The organism is Salibacterium qingdaonense (genome assembly GCF_900114715.1).
In the GTDB taxonomy this organism is placed as follows: Bacteria; Bacillota; Bacilli; order Bacillales; family Marinococcaceae; genus Salibacterium; species Salibacterium qingdaonense.
In genome coordinates this window covers 112,804-132,396 of sequence record NZ_FOTY01000007.1, presented here as the reverse complement: position 1 = coordinate 132,396, position 19,593 = coordinate 112,804, and the positions used below count along the sequence as shown (strand labels likewise).

Genomic DNA, 19,593 nt, shown 5'->3' with positions numbered 1-19,593 from the left:
CTTCTTTTTTGGTTCCACTGTTATCAAAGGGAGAATGATCCACATCAAGAGGAAGAAGAGACAGATTGTCCGCCTTCTGCGTTGTATCGGTTGATACAACTGTCGGAGTAAGCGAAGACGACCGTTGTTTTAAGAATCGGGTGTTTTCCTCCCATATCAACGGGAGGGTTTCCGGATGCTGCGCCAGCTGATTGAAACGCTGCCGTAATGTCGGGGAAGACGGAACTCCCTGAAGACCGAGGGATTGTTGAAAAAACACATCACCGCGGGATTCTTCTATCCAGTCAAAATCATTTTTCCCCTGAGAGAGAAGGCCGAGATAGCTGTATACGACATCGCCATGGGAAATGGCGGCCGACGATGTTAAGCCGGGCATGGATAAGAAATGGAGACGTTTATGTAAGTTCAAGGATTGAAGGAGTTCCCCTATCAAGAGAAGTCCACTGGCAGATATAATATAATCATCCGTTCATTGGATATCAAATCGACGTTTCATTTTTTCACCTTCCGGGTGCATTCATTCAATAAGATGAATAGGATCTTACCGCCTATTTTATCAAGGTTTTGAAGGGTATGTCGAAAGATATCATCACGGATTCAGGATATGTACAGAATGAAATGAATAACAGTACAATCTATTTTTGTGTGATGTTCATTAAAAGGTTTATAGAAAGTAATGGAGGAGTGGATTTTAAGAAAATCAGAGTGCTGATTAGTGACAGGTTTCTCTTTTGTGCACGTTTCCAGTCAGATGTGTAGAGAAGGCGGACCTGTCTTTTTGAGGGAATGGAACAGTTGGTAACAAAAGAAGATGATGCCGCTCAAGGCGTGACTTCCGTCTAGTAATAGAAGAGCGTGAAGGATAACCCTGGCTGCTGGAGATTCAAAAAAGTGTATATATCGGCCAAACTCTGCCGTTTACATGCCAAATGCCGTGATTTACGAGCCAAGTGGAGGGCCATACCATCCGAATCCTTTCTTACATGCCAAATATGCTCGTTTACAAGCCAAGTAAGAAGAAATACCGGCCGAATGTGCGGGTTTACATGCCAACGCAAAAAAGACGGAGCCCGGGATAACAATCCCGCTCCGTCTTTTTGCATTTACATCTTAGGAGGAAGACAGGTCTTCTCCGTTCGTTTTGATAACTTTCTGGTACCAGGAGAAACTGTCTTTTCTGGAACGTTTCAGGCTGCCGTTGCCGTAATCGTCCTGGTCCACATAGATGAAGCCGTAGCGCTTCGACATTTCGGAAGTCGAGAAGCTGACAAGATCAATCGGTCCCCACGTCGTGTAGCCCCACAGGTCCACGCCGTCGCCGACTGCTTCTTTCATCTGTTCAATGTGGCTGCGTAGATAATCAATACGGTACGGGTCGTGGATACTGCCGTCTTCCTCGACTTTATCGAAGGCGCCGAGTCCATTTTCCACGATGAACAGCGGTGTTTCGTAGCGTTCATAGAACATGTTCAGCAGGGTGCGCAGACCGGCCGGATCAATCTGCCAGCCCCAGTCCGATGCTTCGAGATACGGATTTTTGAGCCCTGAAATCAGGTTGCCGCCGGCTTTTTCCCCGCCTTGTTCCGGACGGGCGGAGACTCCTGACATGTAGTAGCTGAACGGAATGAAGTCGACCGTATTTTCGCGGAGCAGTCTTTCATCTCCAAGTTCCATCTTAATATGGATATCATGTTCGGCAAAGAAACGCTTCATATAGAACGGATAACCGCCGCGGGTGAAGACATCCGTGAAAAAGAATGTTTTCTGCATGTCATTATGCGCCGCGGATGCGTCTTCCGGGTGCGGACTGTTCGGATAATTGATCATGCCGATGACCATGCAGCCGATGCTTGCGTCCGGAATGATGCGGTGGCAGGCTTCAATGGCTCTGGCATTTGCCACGAGCTGGTGGTGTGCGGCTTGGTATTGCGCTTCCAGAAGCCTTCCTTCCGGCACGAAATCCTGCACAAGCCCTGTTCCGATATAAGGGGCCATTAACAATGAATTGATTTCATTAAAAGTGATCCAGTATTTTACTTTGTCTTTATAGCGTTGAAAGACGGTTCTTGCATAATGAACAAAATAATCGACGACTTCCCGGCTGTAAAACCCGCCATATTCGCGGGAAAGATGGAGCGGAATTTCATAATGGGATAATGTCACGAGCGGTTCAATCCCGTGCTTTTGCATCTCGTCAAAGACATTATCATAAAAAGCGAGGCCTTCTTCATTCGGCTCGGATTCCGTACCGGTCGGGAAGATGCGTGCCCAGCCGATCGAAATCCGGAACGTTTTAAAACCGAGCTCTTTCATCAACGCAATGTCTTCTTTGTAATTATGATAAAAGTCGATACCAAATCGTTTCGGGAAAACACGGTCGTTTTCGGTGTCGAGAATATGGCGGATTTCATCAAGGCTTGGAAATGGAATTTTCATGCTTGTCCGGTCTTCCGGTTCTACGAATTCAACAACATCAGCAGTCGATAGTCCTTTGCCTCCAAGGTTGTAGGCGCCTTCCACCTGGTTGGCGGATGTGGCCCCGCCCCATAGAAAACCCTGCGGGAAATGTGGTTGAAATGTCATAGTTCACTCACTCCTTTTTGTTGGTAAACAGGGAGCCGCACCAACCGGTTGAGGCCGGCACGGGCCTGTAAGTCATTCAGCGTATAATCGAAAGTACGGGGTCACCGGGCGTGACGTTGCCGTCGGTATCGCCGAGTATATCGTAGTAATCGCCGCTGTTTGTAATAATAACCGGCGTAGCGATGTCAAAGCTGTTGTTCTTGATGCCTTCTACATCAAATTCTGCAAGCAGTTCGCCTTTTTTCACTACCTGGTCCTGCTGCACGTGGGACGTGAAATGCTGTCCATCCAATTGTACCGTGTCCAGTCCGATATGCATGAGGATGTCAACACCGGCTTCTGTCGTCAGGCCGTATGCATGCTTGGTCGGGAAGACAGTACTGATGGTGCCGTCCGCCGGCGCATATAGTTTTCCACTTACAGGAATGACAGCAACACCTTTACCGAGAGCTTCGGAAGAAAAGGCTGCATCATTCACTTCTCCAAGGGGGATGACAGCGCCTTCCAGCGGACTGCTTATCGTGTGCTGTGATTCACTACCGGCCGCAGAAGGTGTCTTTTCATCTGTATCCTGACTGCCGGACGTGCTGCTTTTGGTATCTTCTTCATCTCCCCCATCTCTTGCATCACTGTATCCGAAGAAAAAGGTCAGAACGGCTGCCAGGACAAATGACACAGCAATCGCCACGCAGAAGAGGGCGAACCCTTCTCCGAAATAAATAGGAAGGGTTGTAAGCCCCGGCAGACCTACGGCAAGAGCAGTAGCACCGGACAAACCGACGATGGCACCGCCGGCACCACCTGCTGCAGCGCCGAGTACAAACGGGCGCTTATATCGTAGGTTAATCCCGTAAATGGCCGGCTCCGTGACTCCGAACAGACCAGAAATGGCAGCTGGTCCAGCGATAGCTTTTACGCCGGTCTGTCTTGTTTTCAGCCATACGCCGAGAGCGGCGCCGGCCTGGGCAAACACAGCCGGGGCAATGATTGCTGAAAAGGTGTCTTCCCCGTATACGGAAATATTGTTGATACCAATCGGAACAAATCCCCAGTGCAGACCGAAGATGACAAGAACCTGCCAGAAAACACCCATGATGATACCAGCGATAACAGGACTGAGATCAAATACAAACGTATATCCATCCGCGAGCCATCCGCTGATCACTGTACCAACCGGACCGAACGCTGCCAAGGTTAACGGTACCATGACCAGAAGCAGAATGAGCGGTGTGAAAAACATCCGGATGCTGGAATGCAGCCAGTTATTCAGCACACCTTGAAACTTCGACATAATATAAATGGAAATTAATATCGGAATCACCGACGTGGAGTAATCTGCCATGATGACCGGGATGCCGAGAAACGACATTGTTCCTTGTTCCTCACCGAACGTAATCAGGTCGGGGTAGAATAACGCACCCGCAATAACAAGAGCAACATAGGGATCGCCTTCAAATTTTCGTGCCGCGGTTACGGCAAGCAAAAATGGAAGAAAGTAAAACAAGCTGTCTGACGCCGCATTCAGAATCTGATACGTGCCGCTGTCGGTGGCAAGCAGGTTGGTGGACTCCAGAACAGCAAGCAGTCCCTTAAAGATCCCGGCACCGGCAAGTGCCCCGAGAATCGGAGTGAAAATACCGGCGATAATATCGATGGCGCGGTTGAACAAACTTCCTTTTTCTTCATTTCCGCCACCGCCGCTGCTTTCTTCTCCAAGACTTGTTGTTTTTGTGATGGCCTTGTACACATCGGACACTTCATTGCCGATAACAACCTGGAACTGACCGCCGCTTTCCACGACCTGAAGGACTCCTTCCAGATCATCCACCGTCTGTTTGTCCGCTTTCTCATTGTCATGCAGTATGAAACGGAGCCTGGTGGCACAGTGATACACAGACTGCACGTTCTCTTCGCCGCCGACGTTTTCAATAATGGAACCGGCGAGCGATTGGAAATCTTTTTTCATGACAACTCTCCCCTTTCTTGATCTATATGAAAATAAAAAAACCTGAGCTGAGTCCACGCAGAAAACAGACACATGCGTCTTCTGCGTGGAGTTCAACTCAGGTTTTGCCTGCTGCTCAGTTACAATCCTGATTATTTCTCGTTATTCCATTGTGGCCCGGGATGTCACCCGGTGCACGTGAACGGTAAGATAAATCATTTCGTCTTTGGAAACCGTCCATTCATACGTGTTTTCCATGTAAGCTGCCATTTTGCGGCTGCATTCATAGGCTTGACGGTACTGCTGTTTCACTTGGTTGAAAAGAAAATCGTCTCCCGTGTCGTAGCTTGCCCGTTCATTCCGGATCAGACGCCAGGCAAAGAAGCGCAGGTGAGTGACAAACCGCTCGTAATTCAGTGATTTTTCATCCAGTTCAATACCGAAGTGGTACTTCACAATCGTCAGCAGGTCATTCACTATCGTTACAACCTGTACGATGGAATCCAGCTTTTCTCCCGACATCTGGCTGTTAACGAGGTGAAGGGTGATGGATGCCGCTTCATCTTCTTCAAGTTCCATTCCCGTTTCTTCCCGAATGATATCAAGCGCTTTCAGGGCTACTTCAAATTCTGCCCGGTAATACTTTCGGATCTCCCAGGAAAGTGCATTCTGCAGGCGAAGTCCTTGTTTATGCCGGTGGAGGGCGAAGTTTAAATGGTCGGTCAGGGCAACATACAGATAATCATCCAGTTTAACGCCCAGCTCCTGCTTGGCCATGGATATAATCTGTTCTGACAGTTTCAGAAACTTCTCCGGAACATCTTTTAGAAGCTCCGCCAGCTTCTCCGATACCGCGTGGTCTTCCAAAACGAACGTTTTCTCTACTTTATCGTCATGGACTACGTCTCCCTTCTGCTGCCCGAAAGCGAGCCCCCGTCCCATGACGACCATCTCCTGTCCCTGTTCGTTCTCGGTCAATATGACATTATTGTTGTACACTTTCTTAATCTTCATAAGGACCGTCCTTTTTTCTTTCTTGCAGCAAATAAAAAACCTAAATTTATCCATACTGCACCCGAGGCGTATGAAAAAATTTAGGTTTTGCCTGCTGAACAGTTACAATCCTAAGTGATCCTGTTTTTGTAAGCGGTTATTTATTATTTAATCATAAGCCATTCGTCCTGTCAATGATAAAGAAATCCTGGAACAATTAGATGGATACGACACCGATTCAAACGATGGATACTGGTGCTGTTTTTCGAGAATTCCCGGTGGCTGTAAGCCTTAAAAGGAGCGTACCAGCCAAACTCTGCCGTTTACATGCCAAATACCGTGATTTACCTGCCAAGCTGAGGGTAATACCTGTCGAGTCCTTTCTTACAAGCCAAATAGGCTCATTTACATGCCAAGTAAGAAGATATACAAGCCGAATATGCGGATTTACCAGCCAACATAAAAGACGGAGCGGGATTAGTTCCCCGCTCCGTTCCTTATCGCATTCACCTTCTAGTGTGCTTTCATTTCCTGGACAATTTCCTCTCCGCTTAAATCGGACGGATAATACGTAGGCCAGTGGGTCACTTCTTCAAGAAGCTCCTGGCGGTCGTCCCCCCAGTAGAGATGGTAGTGGTAGGCATCTTTTGGGGCAATGCCGTGGTCACTGAACTGGATGTAACCGGGGGCCTCACCAGAATCGCCTTCTTTTTTGAAGATGTAGCGGACGCCTCTGTTTCCTGCCTCGTATTCCAGAATTTCGTAGCCGTCATAGGCATAATCCGCAGACATTTCCTCCCCGTTTTTATGGAACATGACATTCTGCCCGTCAATGACAATGCGGTCTACGTCTGTTTTGTATCCTGTGGTGTAATATTCTTTATACCCTTCCGCCGTTTTCTCTCCTTCTTCTTCTGCTTTATGGGAGAATACTTCATCGAGTGTGCCGTCCTGCAGGTAAGGGTAAACCGACTGCCAGTCACCTTCCCAGTCGGACAGGGACCGGTCTTTCACCTGGCTGTCTTCAAAGTATCCATTGTAAATCTCCTGCTCTTCTTCACTCATGCTGTGGTTGTGCCCGTCCCCGTGGCTGTGATTATGTTCCTCATCTTCCCCGTGACTGTGGTCATGGGAATGTTCTTCGGATGACGAGGCGCTTTCGGAACTCTGCTCCTCTGATTCTGATGATTCAGAGGAATCAGAAGAATTGGAAGATTCATTTTCTTCCGGGCTTCCGGATGTCTGTTCTGATTCAGCAGACTCTGTTGATTCGTACCCCGATGATGACTCCCCGCTTGAATCGTCTTGTCCGCAGCCTGCCAGAATCAAACCGACAGCAAACACGAACAGGGCGTACTTAAGTAGTGTTTTCATGAAAAATACATCCTCCCTCATTTAAATCGTAATAGTTACGATTTTCATTGTATCGATACTTGATTCTTATTTCAATAGTAGATTGATCGTTTTTTCACAAAATATTTTAGGAATGGAGGGAAAAAGGGGCGGAACCGTTTTTGCATTGGGAAGTAGAGTCCTTTAAACTGAAAGGATAATCATGTACAAGGGGGAGACCACCATGGAAACCGCAGTATTTGGACTCGGTTGATTCTGGGGACCTGATGCCCAGTTTGGGCAGCTTGAAGGAGTATACCGCACACGGACCGGTTTTTCAGGCGGAACGACGCCGGAACCGACGTACAAAAAGATAGGGGATCATACCGAATCCCTGGAGATTATGTTTGACCCTTCCATCATACGTTATGATGAACTATTGGATCTTTTCTGGCAGAGTCATAATCCCACCGGGACAAGTCCGTTCGGAAAACGTCAATATATGTCGCTGTTGATGTATGATAACGACGAGCAGAAAGAAAAAGCACTGGCTTCCAAAGCAGCATTGGAAAAAGAGCTGGGCCAGACGGTGCAGACAGAAATAAAGGCACGGACCACTTTTTATACAGCGGAAGATTATCATCAGAAGTATTTCCTGCGCCGGTATAAAAAAGCCGTGCAGACCCTCTCCGCGTTATATCCCGATGAAGCATCGTTCCGGGATTCGGCGGTGACGGCAAGGCTCAATGGCTTCGTGAGGGGACGTTCTTCCATGAAGGAACTGAAACGTGAAATAAAAAGCTGGGGATGGAGTCCGGAACAGAAACACCGGACATTTCAGGTACTGGATGCGGTACGCTGGTGATCATTCACAACATGTCGCGGGGTTCAACAGATTCTCTTTATATATGGCAGCACAGAGGGAATAACAATAGTAAGAAACTGAGCCTTTTGGAGGATATGTCAGGCATAATACATCCAATGCCCTCATGTTAACGTTAACTGGATGAATGGTTCTCCAGAAGTGTCAAAGGAGATACGTATATGAACAAACCGACCGATAAGGAGTTGTATGACCGCATCCGGGAGCGGGACCGGGAAGCGCTTGAAATGCTGTATGACAGATACGAGAGGCTTCTTTATTCCTTTGCTTTTCGAATGACAAACGATTCCCAGGCTTCTGAAGAAGTCATGCAGGACGTGTTTTTGAAGCTGTGGAAAGACAAAGGATCCGGGCAGTACAGGGAAGAAAAGGGGAAATTTTCAAGCTGGCTGCTTACGGTGACCCGCAACGCGTCCATCGACCGAAACCGCAAAAACAAAACACAGGAAGTGGAATGGGAAGAGCGGGATTCCCGTCATGAAGAGATGCCCGGAGTAGAACAGGAAATCGAAAGCAAAGAAGAGCGCGATGAACTGCAAAGCGCCATTCATACGCTGCCCGATGCCCAGCAGCGCATGATCTGCCTGTTTTATTTTCAAGGATATTCCCAGCAGGAAATCTCGAATGCCTGTGATATTCCTCTTGGAACCGTGAAAGGAAGAATTCGGCTGGCCCTGCAGAAACTCAAAGAAAATCTGGCGGAAGAAAGGGGGATCGACCATGGAAAATAACACATGCCATCATCTCATCGATTACATCAATGACCGGCTGACCGAAGAAGAAAAACAGGCATTTGAACAGCACCTTCAGGAATGTGAAACGTGCCGCGAAGAACTTCAGGAACTAGAAGAGGCCGCGGGCGGCATTTCGTTTCACGTGAAACAGGTCGATCCACCTGATGGGTTAAAAGGCCGGGTTCTAGGTCACGTGCTGGAAGAGGAGCAAAAAGAAGAACCTGCACGTGTCACCGCCAAAAAAACATGGAGCAGGACGAAAACGGTGGGAACCGCGCTTGCTGCCGGTCTCCTTCTTTCGCTCGGTATGAATATTTATACGACGTCCCAGCTTCAAAACCTTTCGTCGGAGAATCAGGAACTCGAGCAGGAGTTATCGGATACCCGGACCGCGTTGTCGGATCTGCAGGAGGAAGAAAGCGGCACTTCCCCCGGTGCGCAGGAGTCGATTCAGACAGCAGCATTTCTCCCTTCAGATGAAGGGCAGAGCGTGGGAACAGCCGCCCTTGTGCGGCAAAACGACTCAGCCGAACTTCTCGTTCAAGCACAGAACCTGGAAGCACTGACGAATGAAGAAGTGTATCAGGTATGGTTGTTTGAAGATGGTACACCTGTACCGGCAGGATCCTTTACGACGGATGAAGCAGGAGTCGGCGGAGTGCTGTATAAACTGGAAAACAGACAGAGGGACTGGGATGCGGTAGCCGTATCGAAAGAACCGCAGCCGGGTAATGAACAGCCCCAGGGCGAAGTTGTTATGCAGGCTGAGTGGTCTTGATAACAGTCCAGACACTATAAGAGCAGAACGCAGCGTGAAACAACGTATGCGAAAGAGTCTGGGACAAAACCTGTATAAGATAGAAAAATGCCGAACGATTTTAAAAAATCGTTCGGCATTTTTCGTTGCCCATTTGCCGGAATCTAAACCGCATCTGACCTGCTCTGCGATAGGATCACGGTGCCAGCCTGTATATTTGTTTGTTTTGTCCAAGTTGGGGGACGGATGTTCGTTGGGAATGGGTTCTAAGGCACTTCAGGGGGTTACGATCCCCCGGAAACGTCGTTGGGGACATTGCCTGAGGCACTTTATAGTATTCGATGCCCCCATAAACGTCACTATGAATGATTCATAAGGCACTTTAGAGGTTTTCCAGCCCTGGTAAACGTCATCATGAACGGATCGAGACTGCGTTCATCGGGGGAACGAACGGACCGATGCAGCAAAAAGCCCGCGTCGCTGCGTGAAATGTGGGATGAATAGTCATAAGGTAACCAACGCCTCCATAAACGTTATTATTCTGTGGAAGTATGTCACGCGCGGACGCCGGTCCTGACCGCACATCCTGCGGGGTACCCGCGGTTTATGCTGTTCGGAGCAGGAGCCGAAGCCGAAGCATTTTGGCTCCGCTGCTATGTGACTCCTAAAACAGCGGCTCAAGACTTTCGTGTTTTCCTGCGCATCGGTATCTTTTGTCCCGGTATCTTTTCATTAAATGCTGGGGCGGGTCAGAAAAAATTTAAAATCATGATGATCCAATCGCCCTTTTGGTGCGTTAACTGGGTGAAACCATTTTAAAGGAGTGATGGAAGATGAATCTAAAACGAACAATGACAATGATTCCGTTAGCGGCAGCTATCATGGTGCCGGCCGCTCCAGGCCTGGCAGCTGAACACGGGGAGGAAGCAAAAACACAAACCAAAGCAGAAGAGATGGGACCGTCCGTATCGACACCGGCGGCGGATCTGCGGGCGACATTGGACCAGTATTTGTCGGAACACGCTTATCTGGCCGTTCTCACGATGCAAAAAGGCATAGACGGCGCGGAAGATTTTGATGCAGCCGCCTCGGCGCTGGAGGATAATACAGAAGATTTAACCGGGGCCATCGCTTCTGTGTACGGAGAAGAAGCTGGAGAACAGTTTAACAGCATGTGGTCGGAACACATCGGATATTTTGTGGATTACGTGAACGCTTCCGCAGAAGACAATGATGCGGCGCAGGAGGAAGCATTGAATGCGCTCGATAATTACCGCGCGGATTTCTCGGAGTTTCTGGAGACAGCAACCAATGAACGCCTCGAAGCATCGGCTCTCGCCGAGGGACTTCAGATGCATGTGAACCAGTTGATCGGTTCGTTTGATAACTATGAAGCGGGCAATTATGAAGAAGCGTACAGTGATCTCCGTGACAGCATGGAGCATATGTATGGCGTAGGAAAAGGATTGTCCACCGCTGTAACGAACCAATTTCCTGAAGATTTCGAAAATACAAACCCGGCCACGCCGGCTGCAGATCTTCGGGCAGACCTGAATCATACCCTTTCTGAACACGCCGCTTTGGCTGTCCTTGCGATGCAAAAAGGCGGAGACGGCGCGGAAGACTTTGAAAACGCGGCTGCTGCGCTTCAGGGCAATACCGAGGACCTTGCCGCCCAAATCGGTTCGGTGTACGGTGAACAGGCCGAAAGCGATTTTAAAATGATGTGGGAAGAGCACATTGGATATTTTGTAGATTACGTTGAAGCAGCAGAAGCAGGGGATGAAGAGGCAAAAGAACAGGCAATGTCCAATCTGGATGACTATAGAATGGAATTTTCCAAGTTTCTGGAGACAGCAACCGAAGGAGAACTGAATGCTGATAACCTGGCGCAGGGACTGCAGATGCACGTCGATCAACTGACCGGCTCGTTTGACAGTTATACAGCCGGCGACTATGACATGGCCTATGATCAGATGAGAGAAGCTTACGGCCACATGTTTGGCGTCGGAGAGAGTCTGTCCGGAGCGATTGTGAGTCAGCACCCTGCTGATTTTGAAGCAGAGATGCCGTCTGAAATGCCGAAAACAGGAATGGGCGGAACGAGCGATTCATCCGGCACAGACGCGTGGGTGATAGCTTGGAGTTCCATGATGATCGTATCCGCCGGACTCTTTATCGGTTACCGCCGGAAAAAAGCGTAATAAACAACGGAAAAGAGGGGCTGTATCAAAAGATGCAGCTCTCTTTTCATCACAGGCAGGAATAGAGGGCGGCGGATTCAGCGGAAATAAGGCGCAGGCCGTGGACACTACCATTGAAAAATAAAAATGTAGTGTCCACGGATCACCGTATAGTGGATAGTACGCCGCTGAAATCAGGATGTAGTGGGTGCCGGCGGAGACCCATGGACACTAACTCCAGGCGGGCTGGTCTTAGTATCGCCCGAACCTTCTTTTGTGGACACTATGTATATTATCGGGCGATGTAGTGTTCACGGAGTTGATCCGCGCCGGAACAACCGCTGCCCGGCTCCAGATGCCGCGCTTGTATTTTTTGGGGAACACCCCGCCCGCAGCATCACCCCGGCGTGCCGGCAAAGCCATGTTGATAAAGGCCTGTCCTTTCGGAAGGAGATGTTCGATGAAACAGATTATAGGTATGTTCCTTCTGCTTTTTCTGCTGACCGGCTGTACATCCGGTACGGCCGAAAACGCTGACGGAACGGAGCAGACAGCAGAGCAGACATCACAAACAACAGAGAAAACCTCGTTGTCCGAGACATTAGAAGCTGGTATGGCAGAAGAAACGGATGAGAAAAAGAAACAGGGAATCATACCAGCTGCAGTGACTATTCCGGCCATTTCGGTGGAGGCAGCGGTTAACAAGGTCGGCCGTCTGCCAGGCGGCAAAATGGCGGAGCCGGAAAGTGTGGAAGACGTGGGCTGGTACGGGCCCGGATACCGTCCCGGAGAGCAGGGGAGTGCTGTTCTTGCCGGACACGTAGACAGTAAAATAGGTCCTGCGGTTTTCTTTGAACTAAAAAAACTGAAAACCGGGGATGAGATCATCGTAACGGGAGAAGATGGAGAACAGGAGACATACATTGTCCAAAACCAAAAAAAGTATGACCGCAGCAATGCCCCCGTGGAAGAAATATTTGGGTGGTCGTATCGAAAACAGCTGAAATTAATCACCTGCACGGGAGAATTTAATGAAAATGCCGGCACACATGAAAAAAGACTTGTCGTAAACGCGGTCCATGAAGAAGACGCGGCGGGCGCCTCCTGATACGGAGGCCCTTTTTTTAGGCTGCGCGCACAGCTCCTTGCTGATCACCGGGCAGGTGTATGTTTGTAAGCTGTCGAAAAGAGGAAGATAGACAGTAGATACTTACATTTGCAGGGCTCTTTTTCTCCCTGTGATTTTGACTAAAAAAGGAGGAGCACATAGTGAGTAACCAAGTCTTGTTTGTGGGAGCGGGATATGCCAACCTTTCCGTTCTGAAAAATTGGAGAAAGCACGCCCCGGGCGATACGGAATGGACATTGATTTCACCTTCACGCTACAAATATTTTCCGGAAATGATGGGGCCGTACATGGAAGGCCGGTACAGTCTGGAAGACATCCGTGTCGACTTGGCGGATTTCTGTCAAAGAAACGGCGGCCGTTTTCTGGAAGAGAAAGTAACTGCAGTGGATCAAAATAGAAAAACGGTATTAACCGAAAGCGGCAGGTCTGTTTCGTTTGACCTTATTTCTGTTGGAATGGGAATGCGGCAGGAAACGGGATCCATTCCAGGGGTACGCGAGCATGCTTTGTTTATAAATCCACATGAAGAAATACCGATGACAACGGCGAGCATGCAGCACACGGAATATCCTGTTATTGCCGGCGGCGTTGCTTTTGGAGTGGAGCTTGCTCTTTCGCTGCAGGCATGGCGTCAGGCGAACAGGAAGAAGACACCGGTGACCCTGGTCACGAGCGGACCTGTCCTTCCGGAAGAGAAAAAGGAAGTACGGGAAAATGTAAGAGATCTTCTTGATGCCCGGGGCCTGCTTGTGTATGAGAATATGCCGGTCGAGCGGATGGATGGAGACGTCATTTACGCCGGAAGCAAAGTTCTCCCATACGGTCAGATGCTCTGGCTGGATGGCGCGGAGCCGCCGCTCATATTTGACTATGCTGATCTGCCGGTGGACGACAAAGGCTTTCTGCTTCTTTCTTCCACGCTGCAGACAGTCGGTTATCCGCACGTGTTCGGCACTGGGGCCGCAACGGTGCTGCAGCAGGAACCGGATGTGTCAAAAGGCAGTATGACGGCGTCGCAGGAGGCACAAGTGCTGGAAGAAAACCTCAATCGCATGCTGCGCGGCAAAACGAAACTGAAAACATTTAAGCCGCCGAAGAAGGAAGCGATGATACTGAATCTGGGAAGTGGGACAGGTCTGTACCGACGCGGCAGCAGGGCGGCGATAAATAAACACGCCTGGAAAGAAAAGAAGAAGCTGGATAAGCATATTATGAAAGAATACAGTTCCTGAAAAGGAGGAAAAAAGCATGGCTCAACACATGAATTTTCATATTACCGGAGAATCGGAAAACATGAGAACCGTGGCAGAATCAGGAGCGCACCGCATCGAGATTGATGAACCCCGGAGTCTGGGCGGAAATGATAGTGCCCCGGATCCTTTAACGACCATGCTCGGGTCTCTTGCCGGCTGCGAGAATGTCGTCGCCAATTTTGCCGCAAAAGAGCTGGATTTCGATCTTCAGGGAATTTCCTTTGATATTTCCGGCGAGATCGATCCCCGCGGTATGCAGGGAGTAGAAGGAGTGCGCCCGTATTTTCAGACCGTAACTCTTCACGCCAAAGTGAAAACGAGCGAGTCCGATGAAAGGATTCAGGAACTTAAACGTCTCACCGATGAGCGCTGCCCAGTATTCACCACACTTCAGGCAGCGGGTGTAGAACTGAATACCAGCTGGGAAAAAGCATAGAAGATTAATATGTATCACGACCCGGACGACGGTTTGAGACCGCAGCGTCCGGGTTTTTTGTGGTTGTGGTGCAGTCCGTCGTGCGGTACTTACCTCCGCCATTTCCGGCAGCGGCCCGCAGTGTGCAGATCACCCGGGGGCCAGGCCCCGTTTTTGGTTCGCTGGGTGAAAAAGGAACCGGCAGAGTGTGTCTGCGGTTTACATGCTGCCGGGCGGGGGATGTGGAGGTTAGAGACAAACGGAACGGTAAAATGTCCAGTATCCGGGTTTTACACCCATTTCTGCGTGTGAAACGCTGCAAAATGTCCGCAAAAAATTTTTACCGGACATTTTGCTCGGAAAAGTGTCCACTACTTCAGGGTTACAGACACTTTCAGCCGCAGAGTGTCCATAACTCCTGCCGTGTCTTTATGGTGCATCCTGCTGATTGGAGAGCCAGGGCAGGACAGCCTGCCGGTGCTCCTGAATTCCTACGTTATTACCCGTGACGACAGCGACAGCCGGTCCTGTTGGTTTCACGGTCCCATCCAGAAGGGCGCTGACACCAACAGCCGCCGCTCCCTCCACTACAAAGCGGTGCGTTTCATATAAAAAGGCCATACCGCGGGCAATCGATTCTTCCGATAAGCGGATTCGTTCGTCCACATACTGTGTAATGAGAGGCATTGTATAACGATTGGCTGATCCAATGCCGCCGAGCAGGCTGTCGGCGTGTGTTGGATGTTCCGGCGATGCTACCGGTCTGCCCGCCTGAATGCTGTCATCCATGGCGGCTCCTTTTTTGACGGACAATCCGGCCACCTGTACAGCGGGGTCGGTTTCTTTCATTACAAGTCCGATTCCTGAAAGAAGTCCTCCGCCTGATAAGCCGGCAGCGACAGTCTGTACTTGCGGCAGTTCTTCCAGAATCTCCAGCCCGATCGTGCCCTGACCGGCAATAATGGCCGGGTGATCAAATGGGGGAATCAGTACGTACCCTTTTTCCTCCTGCAGTCGTGCACACACTTTCGCTGCTTCGTCCTGACTTTCTCCTTCTATATGAAGTTCCGCACCGACAGCTTCCAGCGCATGGATTTTTGTTTCGGGCACGTGGCTTGAGACACAGACCACTGCCTTCATACCTGCCTGTGCAGCAGCGTAAGCCGTCGCAAACCCGTGGTTTCCTGTTGAAAAAGTAACAACACCCCGCTTTTTTTCCTCCGGGGGCAGCGAGGTGATCATATTCACAGCTCCCCGCAGTTTGAATGCTCCGGTTGGCTGCATCTGTTCCAGTTTCAGATAGACCGGCACCCCTGTTTTTTCAGATAGAACAGCGGAAGGGATCAGCGGAGTGGGAGGAAGCGTCTGCCGTATCCGGTTTCTTGCGATCCAGACATCACGTACGGTTATGGTTTTCATCCAATCTGCTCCTTATACCAGTTTTTGACCGTATTACCTTCTCTTTAAACAATAAAGGCCGGACGACGCAGATGTCCACTCTCCTTTCAGCACAGCTTCAGGTCATACCAGAAACTGTGATACAACAAAACGCGCCAATCCGTACAGACTAGGGGAAAAGGCAGAAAGGAAGAGGCATGTGAAAACAAGTGAATTTTTTCAAAAAATGCGCAGGCAGCTGCTGGAAGAATTGCAGCAGCATTCAGGACACGGAAAACAGGAAACGGCTTTTGCGCAGGAGACAGTGGGGGAACTTTCCAACTATGACAACCATCCTGCTGATCAAGCCACAGGGTTGTATGAACGGGAAAAAGATATGGCACTGGAAGATCATGAAGAACGCAGCATGCTTCGCGTAAAAAAAGCACTGAAGGCGATCGACGACGGGACATATGGAACGTGTGAAACGTGTGGAAGAGACATTCCGTTTGAACGGCTTGAAGCTGAACCAACGGCGCTGCGATGCGTGCAGCATGCCAATGAAGAAATGGCACAGGAATACCGCCCGGTGGAAGAAGAAAGACTGATTCCCGGGAAGGGCGGATTCACTGGCATGAAGATGGAGGAAATAGAAAACGGACGTTTCGATGCCGAGCAAACTTGGGATCAGACGGCATTTTATGGTACGTCGGATTCGCCGCAGAATATGTATCCCCCGGCAGAAGCTTACGATGGACTGTTCGGCAGTGATTCGGAGGAAAACGACGGCGGGGAGATCATGGATGGATTCTCGGTAACAGATAGTGAAGGACGACCGATTGATGTAGAGCGGGACATTGATTTCTCCAACATGTATCTTCGCAGGTAAAGGCTAAAGCTCTGTCCATTCGCCGGTGAAAACCTGAAAACACCGATTTCCTCCTGTATTCCGCCGATCCTCATAACCCAAAAGAAAGAAGACGGCTGCATCAGCCGTCTTCTGTTTGGATGGTGGATGTAATGGTTCCTTCTTCAATCCGGTACAGTCCGGGATCATCAACTTCTACATCGCTGGCTTCATCAAGGCATTCCTGCATCTCGGAGGTAATCTGGATCACCATGAGGTAGCCGGACTTCTCGGTATCGGTTGTCAGCTGTTCCTGGTGTTCACCGGTTGAACACTGTGTATGAACGAAAGTACTGGCTGTCATCCGTTCATAGCGCATCAAGTGCCGCAGGAAACCGCGGTCGGATTCACCGAGGTCGTTAATGATGGTGAGGCGTGTGTTTTCCGATATAGGTTCTTCCTGCCTTAAATCAGTTAACAGCGAAGACGCAGCCTTCCTCGGAGCGGCCTCTGAATTTTCCTGATGGAAAAAGGCCTGTATTTCCCCTGTGTAAGGAATAAATACGAGAAGACCTGCGAGTACAGCGGCTGAAGCCGTAATCCAGTTCCAAAAAGACTCACCCGCCTGCTCCATCCAGGTCCGTATCGTAAAGACCATCATGATGCCGGTGGAGAAAATAACAACCGACGACTGATACCTGTCAAAACCCGCCAGGTATTCCGCTTCCACCTCGGGCATCAAATAGAGGTACATGAGATAAAGAAGCGCAATATAAATAACATAAAAGATATTGGCAGTGAGCGCCGTATACAGAAGAGAGAGCGGTATCCGGCCCGCTTTAATCTTCACGATGACAACAGTCAAAAGAACGGCGATATCAGCCAGCACCATTCCCTGTACAAGAGGGGAGGAGAAATCCAGCCCCGCGTTCACGACCATCGGAAGCAGATTATCGATGAACTCCGGGGATTTGTCGATATCGGTAAGGGTTTCTTCCGTAATTGCGAATTTACTGTCTTCATACTCTGACGTATTGTAGGCTTGTTCAATATAGCGGGACCATAACAGATTGAAAACGAGCGGAAACAAAATGGTCCAGCCGACACTCCAAATCATGGAATGACATGTTTCTTTCCATCCTCTTCCATATTTCCAGAGGTATCGTATCAACAACGCAATCATCCATAAAACGGTAAACGCGAGAAAGATTTTGCCGCTGTCCTTAATAAGAACAAGCGCGGACAGCATCGGGAACAGCAGCACACCCATCGTTTTCCAGTCATTCCGGTAATAATAGGCGGTGACGACCGCTGCTGCGGCTATATAGCCGAGCAGTGGATCGACAAGCAGACTGAAAATGCTGGAACTGTTCACCATCAGCAGAACAGCCGGAATGAACAATGCCGCCGCTGCGTGGACCGGTTTTTTCCAGGTGCAGAAAAGAAACAATGGCGTAAGTGCCCCGGTAATCAGAATCGCTTGGGCGATCAGGGCCATGCTTTCTGAAAAGCCGGTGAATGACACGATATAGTAGGCAAACAGAGCCGATCCCGGTGGATACGTGGTATATGTAATGATGGAGGATTCACCGGGAAGGCTGCCTGACTGAAACAGTTCTTTCACAATCAAGCCCCAGTGGCTGAAGTTGTCATAATGCAGAAAAATTTCATCCTGAAGCATCAGAATGAAAAAGGCAGAACCTGCTGCAAAAAATACAGCTCCCGGGCTCAGTATACCGGAAAACAGGCTGCGGTCCCGGAAGAAAAGATAGACAGCCCGGCAGAAAGCGAGCAGCCCGATTCCAAACAGCACATACGTTGCCTCGGTGAGGATGTTCAGCACTCCGCCTAGAAACAGGATAAGAATCGTTCCCGTAAACAGAACCAGCGGGATGACGGCCGGCGCAATACGGTATTTCGTGTATAACACCGCAGCGTAACCCGCAAACGATAACGATACCAAGAGCAACATGATTAAGACGTTAATAGTGGTTCACCTCTCTGCCGATGTAAGAAGCTTCTCTTTTAAATACCCAGTTCCGCTGAATGTAAAAGCTGAGTAAAAACAAGAGGGAATCGACCGCGATTTTAATAGGGACTTCATGCCCGCCGGCTGTATGGTACAGCATGTACACGCCGCCGGCGGAAGCGCCCATCTGCACAGCGGCAAGAGTGTAATACTTTATCATCGTGCGGGCGGGGTACTGATTTGATCTGAACACGACATGCCGGTTCATGAAGTAATTGAACAGCGAGGAAAGCACCCTCGCCAGCACCGTTGCCAGAATAATGAATCCCATCGGCATCAGGGCTTTGAATACCGTCGAAAATACGGCAAACAGTGAAACGTCCACGACAAAGGAGGCAAGAGAAGAAAAGAGAAAACGTAAAAAGACATAATAGATTTTGATGGAGTCCAGTATCGGATGAAAATGGGAGGACTCATTGTCATTCATATAAATGGTTTCAATAGTTACTTCTGTGATGCTCCGTTTATAGGTGCGGCAGGCCAGAATCATTCTCATTTCGAATTCATAGCCGTCTCCTTTGATGCTGTGCAGTTCTTCGGCAAAGGATGTTGGAATGCCGCGGAGTCCTGTCTGGGTATCGGTCAGTTTCATGCCGGAAGCGGCTTTCACGACCATTTTGGTTAACACGTTGCCAAACCGGCTCCTGAGCGGAATATCCTCCCCTGAGAAATCGCGGACGCCGAGAACAAGGGCATCCGGCTGCTCTATCAGCGCTTCCGCCGTTTTTTTGATGTCGTCAGGATGGTGCTGACCGTCCGCATCCGCTGTAATAACACCTATTCCATCCGGATATGACGTGCTGTAGTAGGAAAACGCCGTTTTCAGTGCTTTTCCTTTGCCGCCGTTCTGTTCGTGCCGGAGCACGGTACAGCCAGTGGTGTTTTCCAGTGTTTCAAAGATGGATGTGGAGGAGGCATCGCTTCCATCATCTACAATAATAATATCATCGAAAGATTCCCCGTTTAATTTCCGTACAAGTTCCAGTAATTGTTCATCCGGTTTGTAGGCGGGAATGACGATGGATATTCCTTTAAAATCTTCAGCCATCGACATGTTCCCCCTTTCGCTTAGGCTGCCGTTCTGCACGAATAAGACACTCATGACACAAACAACATGAGTGTCTTGTCCGCCT

The 19,593-nt window shown here is 49.5% G+C and carries 14 protein-coding genes and 2 pseudogenes; 8 read left to right on the top strand and 8 right to left on the bottom strand.

The window, feature by feature from the left end:
• The 5 genes and pseudogenes from BM058_RS08230 to BM058_RS08210 form a co-directional block, all read right to left on the bottom strand.
• Positions 1-409 (bottom strand): annotated as a pseudogene (locus BM058_RS08230) (IS1380 family transposase); the annotation flags it as partial.
• 701 nt (positions 410-1,110) lie between these two features.
• The gene (locus BM058_RS08225) at positions 1,111-2,583 is read right to left on the bottom strand and encodes a glycoside hydrolase family 1 protein (RefSeq protein WP_090926548.1); all 1,473 of its coding nucleotides are present in this window, start codon (positions 2,581-2,583) and stop codon (positions 1,111-1,113) included.
• A 76-nt stretch (positions 2,584-2,659) separates the two neighbouring features.
• A complete protein-coding gene (locus BM058_RS08220) occupies positions 2,660-4,549 on the bottom strand; it encodes a beta-glucoside-specific PTS transporter subunit IIABC (protein ID WP_090926547.1) in 1,890 nt (629 codons plus the stop codon).
• Positions 4,550-4,690: 141 nt separating this feature from the next.
• Complete coding sequence (licT, locus tag BM058_RS08215) at positions 4,691-5,542, bottom strand: BglG family transcription antiterminator LicT (protein WP_090926546.1); 852 nt, start codon at positions 5,540-5,542, stop codon at positions 4,691-4,693.
• Positions 5,543-6,034: 492 nt separating this feature from the next.
• Complete coding sequence (locus tag BM058_RS08210; RefSeq protein ID WP_090926545.1) at positions 6,035-6,895, bottom strand: ZinT family metal-binding protein; 861 nt, start codon at positions 6,893-6,895, stop codon at positions 6,035-6,037.
• 244 nt (positions 6,896-7,139) lie between these two features.
• Between BM058_RS08210 and BM058_RS08205 the strand changes: the two are divergent.
• From BM058_RS08205 to BM058_RS08170, 7 genes and pseudogenes are all read left to right on the top strand, one after another.
• Positions 7,140-7,718, top strand: a pseudogene (locus BM058_RS08205) (peptide-methionine (S)-S-oxide reductase); the annotation flags it as partial.
• 179 nt (positions 7,719-7,897) lie between these two features.
• Positions 7,898-8,467: an RNA polymerase sigma factor gene (locus BM058_RS08200; RefSeq protein WP_090926543.1), complete on the top strand. Its 570-nt coding sequence runs from the start codon at positions 7,898-7,900 to the stop codon at positions 8,465-8,467.
• On the top strand, positions 8,457-9,248 hold the full coding sequence (locus BM058_RS08195; protein WP_090926542.1) for an anti-sigma factor: 792 nt from the start codon (positions 8,457-8,459) through the stop codon (positions 9,246-9,248). Before BM058_RS08200 ends, BM058_RS08195 begins: the two co-directional genes overlap by 11 nt.
• Positions 9,249-10,060: 812 nt before the next feature.
• Entirely contained in the window at positions 10,061-11,431 is a 1,371-nt protein-coding gene (locus tag BM058_RS08185; protein WP_090926540.1) for a copper amine oxidase, read from the top strand.
• A 439-nt stretch (positions 11,432-11,870) separates the two neighbouring features.
• Complete coding sequence (locus tag BM058_RS08180; protein WP_177195479.1) at positions 11,871-12,518, top strand: class F sortase; 648 nt, start codon at positions 11,871-11,873, stop codon at positions 12,516-12,518.
• A 161-nt stretch (positions 12,519-12,679) separates the two neighbouring features.
• The gene (locus BM058_RS08175; protein WP_177195478.1) at positions 12,680-13,771 is read left to right on the top strand and encodes an NAD(P)/FAD-dependent oxidoreductase; all 1,092 of its coding nucleotides are present in this window, start codon (positions 12,680-12,682) and stop codon (positions 13,769-13,771) included.
• 16 nt (positions 13,772-13,787) lie between these two features.
• Complete coding sequence (locus BM058_RS08170; RefSeq protein ID WP_090926537.1) at positions 13,788-14,228, top strand: OsmC family protein; 441 nt, start codon at positions 13,788-13,790, stop codon at positions 14,226-14,228.
• Positions 14,229-14,636: 408 nt separating this feature from the next.
• Here BM058_RS08170 and eutB read toward each other — a convergent pair whose 3' ends face one another.
• On the bottom strand, positions 14,637-15,626 hold the full coding sequence (gene eutB, locus BM058_RS08165; RefSeq protein WP_090926536.1) for a hydroxyectoine utilization dehydratase EutB: 990 nt from the start codon (positions 15,624-15,626) through the stop codon (positions 14,637-14,639).
• Positions 15,627-15,804: 178 nt separating this feature from the next.
• On the opposite strand from eutB, the gene BM058_RS08160 reads away from it, so the two are divergent.
• Positions 15,805-16,473, top strand: coding sequence for a TraR/DksA C4-type zinc finger protein (locus BM058_RS08160; protein ID WP_090926535.1), 669 nt, complete (start codon positions 15,805-15,807; stop codon positions 16,471-16,473).
• Between the two features lie 100 nt (positions 16,474-16,573).
• Here the strand turns inward: BM058_RS08160 and BM058_RS08155 are convergent, their stop codons facing one another.
• Positions 16,574-18,361 (bottom strand): hypothetical protein, encoded by a 1,788-nt coding sequence (locus BM058_RS08155; RefSeq protein WP_143082996.1) that lies wholly within the window; start codon positions 18,359-18,361, stop codon positions 16,574-16,576.
• Positions 18,362-18,413: 52 nt separating this feature from the next.
• Positions 18,414-19,508 (bottom strand): bifunctional glycosyltransferase family 2/GtrA family protein, encoded by a 1,095-nt coding sequence (locus BM058_RS08150; RefSeq protein WP_090926533.1) that lies wholly within the window; start codon positions 19,506-19,508, stop codon positions 18,414-18,416.
• Between the last annotated feature and the right edge of the window lie 85 nt (positions 19,509-19,593).